This is a genomic window from Cobetia sp. MM1IDA2H-1, assembly GCF_002916775.2.
GTDB classification, from domain to species: domain Bacteria; phylum Pseudomonadota; class Gammaproteobacteria; order Pseudomonadales; family Halomonadaceae; genus Cobetia; species Cobetia marina.
Genome location: NZ_CM133225.1, coordinates 1777858 through 1792918, shown reverse-complemented (window position 1 = coordinate 1792918; position 15061 = coordinate 1777858). Strand labels below are relative to the sequence as shown.

Here is a 15061-nt window from a genome sequence, read left to right as displayed (position 1 = left end):
CGGCTGTGCCATACGCCTGAAGGCACCACAATGACAAGACGACCTGACGGGATGCCTGCATGATCGACTTCACCTTGAACGGACACGCGCGTCAGCTGCCCGCGCCTGCACCGGGAACGACAACGCTTGAAGCCCTTCGCACCTCTCTGGGGCATACCGGCACCAAGGAAGGCTGCGCGTCCGGTGACTGCGGCGCCTGCACGATTGCCTTGCAGGTGCCGGGCCAGCCCATGACGACGGTCAATGCCTGCCTGATGCCCGCCCACCAGCTGCAGGATTGCGAGTTGATCACCATCGAGGGACTGGGGTACGAGACCGCCACCTCCTCGCTCTCCCCGGTGCAGCAAGCGCTGGTGACGACCCACGCCAGCCAATGTGGCTTCTGTACCTCGGGCATCGCCATGAGCCTGGCGGTGCTGCACGCCGATCATCAGCTGCGCAGCGCAGAGGACGAGAGTCTCGATGCCGCGCGGCGCGATCAGATGATCGACCATGCGCTGGGCGGCAATCTGTGCCGCTGCACAGGCTATCGACCGATACGCGAGGCTGCCCATCGCCTGCTGCAGGGAGAATTCGGGCCGGCCACCCTGCTGTCATCCGGGCAGGCAGCTTGTCAGCCCGCCACTGGCGAGGCGAATTCAGCGTCCCGTCGCGAGCGAGATAGCGAACTGACAGGCTCAAGCACCTTCCATCGCCCCACCCGTCTCGAAGAGCTGCTGGCGCTGCGCGCCGCACATCCCCAGGCGCCCTTGATCGCGGGGGGCACGGATCTGATGCTCGAATACACGCAACGCCTGCGTGACTTCCCGGCACTGATCGATACCACGCGTGTCGCGGCCCTTGGCACCATCGAGGAAGGGGAACACGCCGGCCAGGCAGGCTGGTGGATCGGCGCTGCGGTGACCTACCGCCAGCTGATGCCACTGCTGCGTGAACATTATCCCGAGGGCGCGGACCTGCTCTCTCGCCTGGGCAGTGAACAGATCCGCAATCGTGGCACGCTGGGCGGCAACATCGGCAACGCCTCACCCGTCGGGGACATGCCGCCGCTGTTGATCGCGCTGGAGGCCTATCTCCAGCTGATGAGTGTCGATGGGGAGCGCATCCTCAAGCTTGAGGACTTCTTCCTCGACTACAAGCGCACCCAATTGATGCCGGACGAGATCATCCATTCCCTCTTCCTGCCGCGGCCGGTTCACAATCAGCGGCTGGCGGTCCACAAGCTTTCCAAACGGCGGGATGATGACATCTCCACGCTGCTGGGGGTCTTCGCCTGGCGGCGCGATGCCAGTGGCCATGCTCAGCACTGGCGAGTCGCCTTCGGCGGCATGGCCGGCATTCCGACACGTGCACCGCATCTCGAGGCACTCCTGAGCCGTGAAACGATGGAATCACTCACGCCCGCCCAGCTCGACACCCTCACTCGCCACAGGATCGAGCAGGCCATCCAGGCCGATTTCTCGCCTCTCTCGGACGTGCGTGGCTCCCGCGAGTATCGTCTGCTGGCCGCCAGCCATCTGGTCCCCCGAGTGGCGCAGCGAATCCACAATGAACGTCACGCGACTGCCCCCCTCATGCCACTGGAGAGCCTCGATGCGTACCTTGCACAGTCTTGAGTCCGACCCCAGTGCCACTCCGGCCACGAACGCTTCGCCGTCACATCAGCATGAGAGCGCCGAGCGTCACGTCAGTGGCACGGCACGCTACGTCGACGACCTGCCACTCCCCGCAGGCACGCTGCACCTGGCCATCGGCATGAGCGAGGTCGCGCATGCCACTCTGGATTCCCTGGCTCTTGATGCGGTGCGGGCCGCCCCCGGCGTCGTCTGTGTACTCAGCGCTTCAGACATCCCCGGCCACCGCGATGTCGGCCCAGTCTTCCCCGGCGATCCGCTGCTGGTCAGTGATCGCATCAGTCATCATGGTCAGGCGCTGTTCGTGGTTGCCGCCGAGAGCGAGCGGGCGGCGCGTCAGGCGGCGCGACTGGCCAAGGTGGCGGTGACCCCCTTGCCACTGACGCTTGATCCCTGCCAGGCCGCCAGTCGCGGTGATCTGGTGCGCCCGACCCATACCCAGGCACGTCTGGCCAACGGCCGGGCAGCGACACGCGAAAGCGTCAGCGAACGACTTGCCAGATCCGCCTGGCAATTGGACGGCGAGCTTGAGAGCGGTGGACAGGAACACTTCTATCTGGAGAGCCAGGCAGCGCTGGCCTTGCCGGGTGAAGACGACGAGATGCTGGTGCACAGCTCGTCCCAGCACCCCAGTGAAGTCCAGAAGCTGATCGCCGAGGTGCTGGGCGTGCCCTTCCATGCCATCACGGTGGAAACCCGTCGCATGGGAGGCGGCTTCGGCGGCAAGGAAACCCAGGCCGCGCCGGTGGCATGTCTGGCAGCCCTGGTGGCGCGTCGTACGGGGCGGGCCGCCAGACTGCGACTGCCCCGCAATGACGACATGCGCCTGACCGGCAAGCGCCATCCCTTCCATCACAGCTACCAGTTCGGTGTCGATGACAGCGGGCGCATCGACACCGCCATCATCGAGCTGACCGGCGACTGCGGCCACTCGCCGGATCTGTCGGATGCCATCGTCGATCGCGCCATGTTCCATGCCGACAACGCCTATTACCTCGGCAATGCCCATGTGCGCGGTATCCGTGCCCGCACCAACGTGGCGTCCAACACCGCCTTCCGCGGCTTCGGTGGTCCGCAGGGCATGCTCGCCATCGAGGCGGCCATGGAGGATATCGCAAGGTGTCTGGGGCGCGACCCGCTGGAGATCCGCAAGCGCAACCTCTACTGCGAAGGCCGTGAGACCACGCATTATGGCCAGCACGTCAATCAGTACCCACTGCTCACCACGCTGATCGACCAGCTCGAGGCGCAGGGCGACTACTGGGCGCGTCGAGCCGAGATTCGCGCCTTCAATGCCGCCAATCCGGTGGTGAAGAAGGGGCTGGCGCTGACGCCGGTGAAGTTCGGCATCTCCTTTACCGCCAAGCACCTCAATCAGGCCGGCGCCCTGGTGCATGTCTATACCGATGGCAGCGTGCAGGTGAATCATGGCGGCACCGAGATGGGCCAGGGCCTGCACACCAAGATCACTCAGGTCGCGGCCCGTGAGCTGGGCCTGAGCGTGGACAGGGTGCGCATCACCGCCACGCGCACCGACAAGGTACCCAACACCTCACCAACCGCGGCAAGTTCGGGAGCGGACCTCAACGGCATGGCCACACGTGATGCCTGCCTGCGCCTCAAGGCGCGCCTGCTCGACTTCGCCGCCGAACATCTCGCCCAGCCACGCGCCAGCCTGAGCCTCGACAATGGCGAACTGCATGGCCCGAGCGGCGTACTGATGACATGGGGGGAGCTGATCCAGGCGGCGTATCTGGAACGCATCTCGCTCTCCGAGAAGGGCTTCTATGCCACCCCGGACATCCACTACGACCGCGAAAGTGGCACCGGACACCCCTTCTACTACTACGCCTTCGGCGCGGCGCTGTGTGAAGTGGTCGTCGATACCTTGAGCGGCGAATACCGCCTGGAAAGCGCCGAGATCCTGCACGACGTGGGAGATTCGCTCAATCCGGCCATCGACATCGGTCAGATAGAAGGCGGCTTCGTGCAGGGCATGGGCTGGCTGACGACGGAGGAACTCAAGTGGAACGAGGAGGGTCGCCTGCTGACCGATGGCCCGGCCACCTACAAGATACCCGCCATCAGCGACGTACCCGACGGCGCGATCACGGTACGCCTGCTGGAAGGACATCCCAACTCGGCCGCCAGCATCTATCGCTCCAAGGCGGTGGGTGAGCCCCCCTTCATGCTCGCCATCAGCGTGTGGGCGGCGCTGCGCGATGCGCTAGCCTCGTTGACCGACTACCGCCGCGCAGTGCGCCTGGATACCCCGGCCACGCCGGAGCGCGTGATGCTGGCGGCGCGTGAGCAGCGTGACTGGCGGGAGCAACACGCCACTGCCGGCGCAGAGCCAACGCAGGTGCCGTCATGAGTGCAATCAAGAGGGCAATCAAGAGTGCCGCGACGGGCCGCTGGTATCAGGCGCTCGCCGAGGCACAGGCAGCGCTGACGGCCCATGCCCTGGCCACCGTGGTGACGGTGGCGGGCTCCGCCCCGCGAGGTGCCGGCAGCAAGATGCTGATCACCATGGATACGCTGCACGACAGCCTCGGCGGCGGTCGGCTGGAACAGCTGGTGGTGGAGCGCGCCCGAGCGATGCTGGCGCAGGGACAATCGGGCTGTCATCTCGAGGAGATCGCGCTGGGCCAGCATGCTCAACAATGCTGTGGTGGCCACGTGCAGGTGTTGATCGAGCTGTACCCGGCGCTTGCGCCACGGCTGACCCTGTTCGGCGCCGGCCATGTCGGTCAGGCCATCGTCCACCTGCTGGCGCCGCTGGACTGGCAGATCGACTGGCGGGATTCACGCGCCGAACAGCTCGAGTCCGCCACGATTCCTGAGGGCAGTGAGGGCCGTGTGCAGCGCCAGACATTCAACATCCTGACGGACCTGCCGCTCTCGAAAGCGGCGCCGGCCTCCGACTCGCTGCCAGTGAGGGCGGGCAGTCATGTGCTGGTATTGACCCATGATCATGTCGAGGACCAGGCGCTGGTGGCGGCTCTTGCACCGCGTGATGACCTGGCCTCGCTGGGGCTGATCGGCTCCAGCAGCAAGTGGGCGCGCTTTCGCCAGCGCCTGCGCGGCGATCTCGACGAGCACGAGGTCGCCCGCATTCGCTGCCCGATCGGTGTGCCGGGGATTCCGGGCAAACGCCCCGAGGAGATCGCGATCGCGGTGGTGGCCGAACTGCTTCAGTTGCAGGCCAGCCAAGCCGCCCAGCAGACCGACGACGCGAACTCCCCAACCTCGTCACACCCCCCATCATTGGACGGCAATGGCCTGACGCGCAAGGGTGCCCGCCAGCTGCGCGCCCGCCTTGCCCCTGACGCGATGCACCAGACAGAACCGACACGGAAGGCCGAATGATGACTGACCAAGACACCCCGCTATCTGTGGCCTGCCACCTGGATGACCGCCGACTGACGGCGGCGCTGCGCTCGGCCGCAAAGGCCCCAGAAAGCGTCAGCCTGTTGCGTGGCGCCCTGCTGCACTTCCTGGATGAGCCTCTGGACGACCCGCAAGGAACACTTGCGTCAGGCGAGCGGGCCCCCGCCATCGAGTACTACGCGGATGCCCTGCTGGTGATGCACGCCGGCCATGTGGTCGCCGTGGGGGATCAACACTCGCTTGCCCGGCATGATGCCGTGAGTGAACTGATGCGCCTGAGCCCGCCGCACAGCGTCACCGGTCTGATGATGCCAGGCTTCATCGATACCCACGTGCACTTCCCTCAGCTGGATATCATCGCAAGCTATGGTCACTGCCTGATCGACTGGCTGAATACCTACACCTTCCCCGCCGAGCAGCGCTTTGCCGACCCCGCGCACGCCGCCGAGGTCGCCGAGATCTTCCTCGATGAGCTGCTGCGTCATGGCTCCACCAGTGCCCAGGTGTTTGCCACCTCGCATGCCAGCAGTGCCGATGCCCTGTTCCGGGCCGCGCGGACCCGCGACATGCGTGTGCATGCCGGTCGCGTGATGATGGATCGCAATGCGCCGCCGGCACTGCTCGATTCAGGCGTCACCGCGCTCAAGGACGATGAGCGGCTGATCGCGGACTGGCACGGGCGTGATCGCCTCGGTTATGTGCTGACCCCGCGCTTCGCCCCGACCTCCACCCCCGAGCAGCTCAAGGCCGCCGGTCAACTGCTCAAGTGCCAGCCGGACCTGCACCTGCAGACCCATCTGGCCGAGAACCTCGATGAAGTGAAGTGGGTGGCGGAACTGTTCCCCGAGGCTCGGGATTATCTGGCGGTCTATGAGGATGTTGGCCTGAGTCACGAGCGCACCACCTTCGCCCACGGCATCCACCTGGACGATGGCATGCGCCAGCGCATCGCGGATCGTGGCGCCAGCATCGCCTTCTGTCCGACCTCCAACCTGTTCCTCGGCAGCGGGCTGTTCGATCGCGCCAGCGCCCGCCATCAGGGGATCAACATCAGCATCGCCACCGATGTCGGCGGTGGCTCCAGCCTGTGTCAGCTGGAGAGCCTCAAGGCAGCCTATCAGGTCGGTCAGTTGCACGGTGCGGTCGCCCATGATGTAGCGGGGCTTGCGTCACGTGCCAACCAGCCACTGACGCCCTGGCAGGGCTTCTATCAATTGACGCTGGGCAATGCGCGCGCCATGCGGCTGGAGGACAAGGTCGGCAACCTGCGTCCGGGGATGGAGGCAGACGTGATCGTGCTCGACCCCACGGCGACTCACTTGCTGGCGCGGCGTACCCGCTGGGGACAGCCACAGCAGGTGCCGCTGGGGGAGGTGCTGTTCGCCCTGATGATGCTCGGGGATGACCGCGCGATTCGCGAGGTGCATGTGGCGGGCCGTTGCCGCAAACGGCACGGCATGCTGCTGAGTGACCACACCGCTGCGAAGACACGCCCACAGGCGGAAGCATTAATGCCCTGAGGGCATCGCAGGTGTGACAACATGCTGACAAATGGTGCCAATTTATAGAATTGGTGCCATTTTTTCATCATAAAGGTGCGTGAGACATGGATACTCAACGCTGAGTCCACTCGTTATGATGGCGCCATCTTCTCCCAACGTCCTGGGCACCCTCAGAGGTGTCGACGCATTACGAGGTCCGTCATCATGACTCCCACTGCCATCATGCAACGTCGTTATTCCACCAAGGCCTTCGATCCGGCGCGCAAGATCAGCGCCGCCGACTGGCAGGAACTGGAAAACGTGATGCGCCTGAGCGCTTCCAGCGTCAATTCCCAGCCGTGGCACTTCCTGGTGCTGGAGTCTGACGATGCCAAGCAGCGCTTCGCACGTGCCGGTACGGATGACAAGTACGCCTTCAACTCGCCGAAGATCACCAATGCGTCTCACGTCGTGCTGTTCTGCACCCGCACTACCCTGGACGACGACTACCTGAACCATCTGCTGGATACCGAAGCCTCTGATGGTCGCTTCAAGAAGGATGACGAGTTCAGCGCCATGATGGACGGCGCGCGTCGTCTATTCATCGACCTGCATCGTCATGATCTCAAGGACATGCAGCACTGGATGGACAAGCAGGTTTACCTCAATTACGGCAGCCTGCTGTATGCCGCCTCCAGCCTGAACATCGACACCGTGCCGCTGGAAGGCATCGACCCGGTGGCGCTGGACGCCGAATTCGGGCTGCGCGAGAAAGGCTTCAACGCCCTGGTCGCCGTGAGCCTTGGCTATCGCGCCGCTGACGACTTCAATGCGGAACTGCCCAAGTCCCGTCTGCCGGCAGACGAACTCTTCACTCGCCTGTAAGCGCAGGGGACATCGAGCGGCGGGCAGCGCATTCCCCCACGGGGCTCCGTACCTGCCGCATTGCATCCGCCCATCGGACATGACACCGTTTCTGCTCATGTCCCATCGTCCGCCGGTCACGTGGGGCATCCGCTTCACGCGTCATCATTTTCTTCACGAAAGGATTCATGCCATGTCTCTCAAGCTTATCGCGACTCTGACCTTCCCCGCCGACCAGCAGGAAAAGGCCCGTGACATTCTCGCCGACCTGGTCGAGAAGAGTCAGTCCGACAAGGGCTGTCTGCAATATGAACTCTTCGCGGTAGACAAGCAGGTCGAGGAAGGCGAGCCGGTACCGGAAGGCGACTTCGTGGTACTGGAGGAATGGTGGGATGAAGAAGCGCTGGAAGCCCACGTGGCATCCGAGCACTTCCAGGGCTTCCTGGGGGCCTTCCCGGAAGGCGAGATCGGCCTCAAGATCCAGCGTCTGCTGACAGTCTGACGCCAGCCGCTTGACCCTGCACCCGCTTGCCCGGGCCACAGGGACGTCAATTCCAGGACCCCGCCGAGTCACGCTCGGCGGGGTCCTGCGTTATCCGGCCAGTCATCGAGTGCCTCGGCGACAAGACGTCGTGACAGCAAAAGACACCTGATATTGGTTCACTTCTTGCTTATAATTGCCCGCCCGCGAATCGCATGGCGTGATCACGCATCGTCATCCTCGATCATCAGCCCATTCCTCCCGCATTTGCCGCGAGCCGACAAGGAGCGTCCCATGACCCAAGCTTCCTCCCAGCACAAGGGGATCGACGAGCCACTGCTCGGCCTCGAGAGCTGCCCCTCCGTTCCCATCTCGGCGCTCGCCGGGGCCCAGCATCTGCTGGCCAGTCTGGCGGGCATCATTGCACCGACATTGATCATCACCAGTGCGCTATCGCTCGGGGCCTACACCGCCAGTCTGCTGTCGATGGCGCTGGTGGTCTCCGGGATCGCCACCTGGATTCAATCCCAGCGCCTGGGGCCATTCGGTTCGGGGCTGTTGAGCATCCAGGGCACCAGCTTCAGCTTCGTATCGGCCTTGATCACCGCCGGCCTGATCGCGCGCAGCCAGAATGCCAGTGACGAACAGGTGCTGGCGGTACTGTTCGGCACCTGTCTGGCCGGCAGCCTGATCGAGATGGCATTGGGCACGGTGCTGCCATGGCTCAAGCGCGTCATCACACCGGTGGTGACGGGCGTAGTGGTGATGCTGATCGGGTTGAGTCTGATCGAGGTCGGCATGACGGATATCGGTGGCGGCTTCGGTGCCGCGGACTTCGGCGCCCCCGCCAATCTGGCGCTGGCCGGCTGCGTGCTGATCACGGTACTGGCCTGTCAGGTCTCGCGTCACCCGTGGCTGAGAATCGCCTCCATCTTCATCGGCATGGCCGTCGGCTGCATCATCGCGGCGCTGGGCGGCATGTACGATGCGCCGCAATTGGCGGATGCCGCACTGATCGCTCTGCCGCATCCGGCGACGCTGAATACCGGCTTCGACTTCTCGCTGGCCGCCTTCCTGCCGGTGGCCTTCATCTTCATTATCACCGCCATCGAGACCGTCGGCGATCTCACCGGCAGCGCACGCGCCTCGGGGCTCGCCGTGGATGACGACACGCATCAGAAGCGTCTGCGTGGCGGCGTGCTCGGGGATGGCCTGAATTCCGCACTCGGCGCGCTGGCCGGCACCTTCCCCAACACCACCTTCAGTCAGAACACCGGCGTGATCCAGCTGACCGGTATCGCCAGCCGCCATGTGGGCCGCTACGTGGCGGGCTTCCTGCTGTTGCTGGGCCTTTCGCCCTTCATCGCCACCCTGCTCACGCAGATGCCGCGCCCGGTGCTCGGTGCCACCACCACGCTGATGTTCGCGCTGATCGCCGTCTCCGGCATCCGCATCCTGATGGCGCAGCCCATCGGGCGTCGCGAGATGATGATCATCGCGCTGGCCCTGGGGCTTGGTCTGGGCGTCGGCATGGTACCGGATGTGCTGAACGCGATTCCGGGGGCCTTCGCCGATGCCTTGCGCTCGCCGATCACCATGGGCGGCCTGACTGCCATCCTCGCCGAGTTGCTGCTGCCGAAGATGGAAGATGCCGAGGTGTTCAATCCCAAAGCGAGTGAGCGTGAGTCCACCGACAGCATCAGCGCGGAGCAGGAACACGCCTGAGCCGCAGGCGCCGCAATGAGACATGAAAAAACCGGCGCATCATTGGCCGGTTTTTTCATGTCGGTCACCTCTTGAGGCCAGTCGCGCTTCTACAGGTCAGCCACACTTCTTCACGCCATTCGCTGACGTAGGCAAGCGGCGCACAGCTCGCACTTCCTGAGCAGGTCATCCAATCTCCACAATGGCAAGACAGACTCGTACAGCGGTGTGCCTTGCCATCGGTTACCCTTCACCCACTACACATAAGCGCTTTCTCATCAACAGCCTTGCAATCGCCACCCTGACAATCAGCACTTTGAGGCTGGAGCGCGCCATAGCGCCTCGGAGCCAGACACAAGGAACGTATCGCTCATGCTGAACACTCGACTCACCTCATCAAACGCGCCGGGCTTGCGCGCATCCCCCCGCTCGCGCCTGGCGCTGAAGACCCTGCTGGGGGCTGCATTGCTGAGCACGCTCAGCGCCTGCGCCAGCCATCAGGACCATGAATGGCAGGCAGACACGTCCTATCACCTGACGGTGCTGCACACCAATGATCATCACGGTCGCTTCTGGCGCAGCAGCGATGGCGAATATGGCATGTCGGCACGCAAGACGCTGGTCGACCGTATCCGCGCCGAAGTGGAATCCAAGGGTGGCAGCGTGCTGCTGCTGTCCGGCGGAGACATCAATACCGGCGTGCCGGAGTCCGATCTGCAGCAGGCCGAACCCGACTTCAAGGGCATGAACCGCATCGGCTATGACGCCATGGCGGTGGGCAATCATGAATTCGACAACCCGCTGGACGTGCTGCTCAAGCAGCGCGACTGGGCCGATTTCCCAATGCTGGCCGCCAACATCTACGACAAGGCCACCGGCGAGCGTCTGTTCGCGCCCTACAGGATCTTCGATGAAGACGGCGTCCATATCGCGGTGATCGGCCTGACCACCGAAGACACCGTGCGCATCGGCAATCCCGAGTACTTCAGCAATCTCGAGTTTCGCGATCCCAAGGAAGAGGCACGCAAGGTCATCGAGCAACTGAACGAGCATGAGCAGCCGGACCTGATCTTCGCCGTCACCCACATGGGGCATTATCAGAATGCCGAGCATGGCATCAACGCGCCGGGCGACGTCGCGCTTGCGCGCTACCTGCCCACCGGTGCGCTGGACATGATCGTCGGAGGGCACTCCCAGGAGCCGGTGTGCATGGAGGGCGTCAACCGGATGGCGGACTTTTCGCCCGGCGATGATTGCCAGCCGGACCACCAGAACGGCACCTACATCGTGCAGGCACACGAGTGGGGCAAGTACGTGGGGCGTGCCGATTATGAGTTCCGCAATGGCGAGCTGACCATGCTCAACTATCAGTTGATCCCGGTGAACCTCAAGAAGAGCGTCGAAGTGAACGGCGAGCGTCACAAGGTGCTGGTCAAGGAGGAAATCGCCGAGGACAGTGAGCTGCTCGAGTTCCTGCGCCCCTATCAGGAGAAGGGCCAGGCGCAGCTCAATGTCACCATTGCGCAGAGCAACGGCAAGCTGGAGGGGGATCGCGACGTGGTGCGCTTTGCCCAGACCAATCTGGGCCGCCTGATCGCCACCGCCGCCATGCAGGCCGGCAAGGCAGACTTCGGCGTGATGAACTCAGGTGGCGTGCGCGCCTCATTGCCTGAAGGAGAGATCACCTACAAGGATGTGCTGACCGTACTGCCCTTCGGCAACACCGTGGGGGTCGTCAGCATGTCGGGCAGCGAGGTGCTCGACTACCTCAATGCCGTGGCAACCCAGCCGGTGGACTCCGGCGCCTATGCCCAGTTTGCCGGTATCAGCATGCAGGTCGACCGGGCCGAGGGCAGCGTCTCTGACGTGATGATCCAGGGCCAGCCCCTGGATAGAAGCGCGCAATATCGCTTCAGCGTTCCAAGCTTCAATGCCGCCGGCGGGGATGGCTATCCGAAGGTCACTGACCTGCCGGGCTACCTGGATACCGGCTTCGTCGATGCCGATGTGCTCAAGGCCTACCTTGCCGAGCAGAGCCCGATCGATGTCTCGGCGTACGCCCCGAAGGGCGAGATCGTCTATCAGTGACGCTCAACGCGTTCGCGACGCGATGTGATCGAATGAGATAGTCGACTACGGGACGCCAAGGCGTCCCGTAGTCGTTTCCAGAGCCGGGATATCCTCACCAGAGGCTGACGTCGGACTATACAAGTGCGGATCGCACAGGTTTGATAAGCCATGCGCACCACCACCACAAAGACCGTCGAGACCCTGGCCCATGAACCTCAACCGCACCGACAGCGAACTGCTCAACCTGCTGATCAAGGACGGCCGCATGTCCTATGCCGACATCGCCCGCAAGCTGGGCATCTCGCGTGCCCATGCCCGCTCACGGGTCCAGGCATTGGTCGAGAGTGGCGTGATCGAGCAGTTCACCGCCGTCATCAACCCGGACAAGCTCGGCAAGGGCATCTCCACCTTCGTGGACCTGACCGTCGCGCCCAGCGCCATCGAGCGCATCGCCGAGGAACTCTCCGCCTGTGTCGAGGTGGTCAGCCTCTACATCATGAGCGACCTGAAAAGCCTGCACATCCACACCCTCACCGACAGCTACGAAGCCTTCGACAGCTTCGTGCGCGAACATATCTTCAATCGTGACGAGATACTCTCCGTCGACTGCAAGTCGCTGATGACACGCGTCAAGCATCGTCGTGGTGGCGCACGGCTATAAGCACGCGCCGGGGTCGCGAATTAAGTGCATGCGACCCAACCCACGCAGCAAGCGCATGGTGACCCACAGAAAGCCCAGCGGGAACAGCACCGTCTGGGTGATGAACAGCATGGTGAGGTCGATCACCTTGTCGGTCATGGCATCAAAGCCCTCGGTGACACTGGTGATCGGCCCACCGACCCAGCCTTCCATGCTGCCCTTGAACTGCTGCCACCAGCTGCGCTCTTCGTGCTCGCCTCCCACCTGCTTGTCCGCCACTTCCGCCAGCTGCTGCTGCGTCACGCTCAGCTGCGCCATCTGCGCATCTCGGCTGTCATCGAGAAAGGCCTGACCTGCCGCACCACTGGCCAGCGCGACACTGAGCACGGCAAAGCGCAGCGCGATGCCCCATAGCGCCAGGCGCACGAGTGCCTGCTGCCACCAGGGAGGGACGCGCCCGGCTTCGCTGTCTGCCCGCCTGCCCTCGGCCAGCAGGCCGAACACCGCCAGCAGGCAGGCCACGGTGGTCATGCTCTTGATGATCACGGAACCGGAGATGCCCAGCAGCAATTTCTGCAGCGCCAATGAACCGGTGGCCGCGAACATCACCCACGAGAAGCGCTCGATCATGTCATTGGCGGGGTCCAGCGCCTCCCCGGGCGAGACCTGAAATACCTGCAGGTCGATGGTCGAGGACTGCAGCACCGAGATGGTCGCGTTCAGGCCCTTGGCGATGGCGAAGGCACTGAAGGCCTGCCCCAGGGTGGCATCGATGACATCGCGTGCCCACTGCTGGGGCAACTCCCACCAGGCAAGCACTGCCATTACCAGCAGGATGGCGATCAGGAAGGCGCGGGGTATTCGCGCGTCAGTGGGTGCGCCGGGGGCGGCAGGCAGGCGCACGCCAGCATGTCTCGCGAAAGGCGTGGAGGAGACGGCAGACGTGGCCGGCGTGGGAGAAGCGGAATCGTCAGAATCATGAGGTGACATGCAAGGCTCCAACAGGGCAAAGCCGCATGATGCCACCGGGCTTGCTGACTGTCGTCATCGCCCGGCAATCACCGGCCCCGTTCATGTCCCTGTCGGCTCTCTCCGCCCAGCTCTCTCTTCTCCCTGCCCCTATCAGCCCACGCACCGCTCAGCCCTCTCGTGCCAAGCCCTTTCCTGACAGCCTCGCTCAGAGGTAATGCACCGCGATGACTCAAGCGCACCGTAATGCGGCAAGCATGACAATTGGTCATCACCACCCCACATTCGCGAGCCAGATGTCACCTTCCGTAATGCTATCGATGAACAAATGCCGCGATTGGCGTCATCTTCTGACATTTGTCAGGCACTGAACTCCGCACATCAGCGGCTCCACGGTCTCACATGTGCAACTCCGGAGACGCATGCGCGCATTCTCAACGGAAAACAGCGCCCTCTGCCTGTACATATTTCATTGAAATAATTGGAAAAATTTCTCAGGCGGCGAAATGGCACACGGCTTGCAGAGTCATCCTCGTAGCGCGATGACAAATGACAGCCTCAAAACTGACAAATGAAAGACATCGCTACTCAAGAGCATGCAGAAACACCGACACAACAAGATCGCTGACCTCGATGTCAGCACGCCGTACAGGCTCCCCTTGCCGCATCCGCACATCCACCGCCGCAGGGGCACTACTGGTCATCCGTCCGCAGGAGAACCTCCCATGACATTCGATCGTCGCAAGTTCCTGGGTGCCGCTCTGGCAACCTCAACCGCTGGACTCGTGATGGGTGCGCCCGCCATCGTGCGCGCGGAATCCAGCAAGACCTATCAATGGAAGATGACCAATGCCTACGGCCCGGGATCGCCCTTCTATGTCGAGGGCCCCGGTAGCCCGACCGACTTCTGCCGCAAGGTGGAAGCCATGTCGGGCGGGCGCATGAAGATCCAGCACTTTGCGGCCGGTGAGCTGATTCCGGCACTGGAAGGCTTCAATGCCGTCGCCAGTGGCGTGGTGGAGATGAACGCCGGCAATGCCTATTTCTGGGCCGGCAAGATTCCCGCTGCCCAGTACTTCACTACCGTCCCCTTCGGCATGAATACCCAGGGCATGAATGCCTGGCTGTATCACGGTGGCGGCCTGGAGCTATGGCATGAGCTGTACGCCCCCAAGGGACTGATCGCCTTCCCGATGGGTAATACCGGCGTGCAGATGACCGGCTGGTTCCGCAAGCCGATCAACACGGTGGAGGACTTGAAAGGCCTGAAGATGCGTATCCCGGGGCTTGCCGGTAAGGTCTATGCCGAGCTGGGCGTCGCCGTGCGCCTGTTGCCGGGCGGCGAAATATTCCCGGCGCTGGAGCGCGGTGTCATCGATGCCGCCGAATTCGTCGGCCCCTATCAGGACCGCCGTCTGGGGCTTCAGAAGGCTGCCAAGTACTACTACACCACCGGCTGGCACGAGCCGACCAACGTGACCGAGCTGATGATCAACAAGGCCGCCTGGGAGAGTCTGCCGGAAGACCTGCAGGCCATCGTCAAGGCCGCCGCTCAGGCGTGCAATGTCGAGAGCCAGGCCTGGTGTGAGTCGGTGAACGCCGAAGCGCTCAATGATCTGGTGGAAAACGAGGGCGTCACCGCTCAGCCGTTGCCCGATTCCGTGGTGGCGCGCCTGAAGGAAGTCACCGAGAAGACGCTGACCGACATGGCGGCCGCCGATCCGGACACCGCACGTGTGCACGAGTCGTTCATGGCCTTCCGCGATCAACACAAGGAATGGGCCGCCGTCAGCGAGAAGACCTTCCTGGCACTCTGACGGCTGACATC

11 protein-coding genes are annotated in these 15061 nt (G+C 63.5%); 10 read left to right on the top strand and 1 reads right to left on the bottom strand.

Annotated features, from left to right (window positions below; all coding sequences use genetic code 11):
• Nucleotides 1-59 precede the first annotated feature (59 nt).
• The 9 genes from BOH68_RS07675 to BOH68_RS07635 all read left to right on the top strand — a co-directional run bounded on the left by BOH68_RS07675 (nucleotide 60) and on the right by BOH68_RS07635 (nucleotide 12285).
• On the top strand, nucleotides 60-1616 hold the full coding sequence (locus BOH68_RS07675; RefSeq protein ID WP_077376673.1) for a xanthine dehydrogenase small subunit: 1557 nt from the start codon (nucleotides 60-62) through the stop codon (nucleotides 1614-1616).
• The gene (gene xdhB / locus BOH68_RS07670; RefSeq protein ID WP_077376676.1) at nucleotides 1594-4008 is read left to right on the top strand and encodes a xanthine dehydrogenase molybdopterin binding subunit; all 2415 of its coding nucleotides are present in this window, start codon (nucleotides 1594-1596) and stop codon (nucleotides 4006-4008) included. Before BOH68_RS07675 ends, xdhB begins: the two co-directional genes overlap by 23 nt.
• Nucleotides 4005-5003, top strand: coding sequence for a xanthine dehydrogenase accessory protein XdhC (gene xdhC / locus BOH68_RS07665; protein WP_077376678.1), 999 nt, complete (start codon nucleotides 4005-4007; stop codon nucleotides 5001-5003). Before xdhB ends, xdhC begins: the two co-directional genes overlap by 4 nt.
• Nucleotides 5000-6544: a guanine deaminase gene (guaD, locus tag BOH68_RS07660; protein WP_258038271.1), complete on the top strand. Its 1545-nt coding sequence runs from the start codon at nucleotides 5000-5002 to the stop codon at nucleotides 6542-6544. Before xdhC ends, guaD begins: the two co-directional genes overlap by 4 nt.
• 186 nt (nucleotides 6545-6730) lie before the next feature.
• Entirely contained in the window at nucleotides 6731-7390 is a 660-nt protein-coding gene (gene nfsB / locus BOH68_RS07655) for an oxygen-insensitive NAD(P)H nitroreductase (RefSeq protein WP_077376681.1), read from the top strand.
• A gap of 172 nt (nucleotides 7391-7562) precedes the next feature.
• Nucleotides 7563-7871, top strand: coding sequence for a putative quinol monooxygenase (locus tag BOH68_RS07650; RefSeq protein ID WP_170877429.1), 309 nt, complete (start codon nucleotides 7563-7565; stop codon nucleotides 7869-7871).
• 273 nt (nucleotides 7872-8144) lie between these two features.
• A complete protein-coding gene (locus tag BOH68_RS07645) occupies nucleotides 8145-9575 on the top strand; it encodes a uracil-xanthine permease family protein (protein ID WP_077376686.1) in 1431 nt (476 codons plus the stop codon).
• A 351-nt stretch (nucleotides 9576-9926) separates the two neighbouring features.
• A complete protein-coding gene (gene ushA, locus BOH68_RS07640; protein ID WP_077376689.1) occupies nucleotides 9927-11642 on the top strand; it encodes a bifunctional UDP-sugar hydrolase/5'-nucleotidase UshA in 1716 nt (571 codons plus the stop codon).
• Nucleotides 11643-11832: 190 nt separating this feature from the next.
• On the top strand, nucleotides 11833-12285 hold the full coding sequence (locus BOH68_RS07635; RefSeq protein ID WP_077376692.1) for an Lrp/AsnC family transcriptional regulator: 453 nt from the start codon (nucleotides 11833-11835) through the stop codon (nucleotides 12283-12285).
• Here the strand turns inward: BOH68_RS07635 and BOH68_RS07630 are convergent.
• Nucleotides 12280-13254: a hypothetical protein gene (locus tag BOH68_RS07630; RefSeq protein ID WP_139345464.1), complete on the bottom strand. Its 975-nt coding sequence runs from the start codon at nucleotides 13252-13254 to the stop codon at nucleotides 12280-12282. The two genes, BOH68_RS07635 and BOH68_RS07630, sit on opposite strands and share 6 nt — an antisense overlap.
• Before the next feature lie 704 nt (nucleotides 13255-13958).
• On the opposite strand from BOH68_RS07630, the gene BOH68_RS07625 reads away from it, so the two are divergent.
• A complete protein-coding gene (locus BOH68_RS07625; protein ID WP_077376697.1) occupies nucleotides 13959-15050 on the top strand; it encodes a TRAP transporter substrate-binding protein in 1092 nt (363 codons plus the stop codon).
• Nucleotides 15051-15061 lie beyond the last annotated feature (11 nt).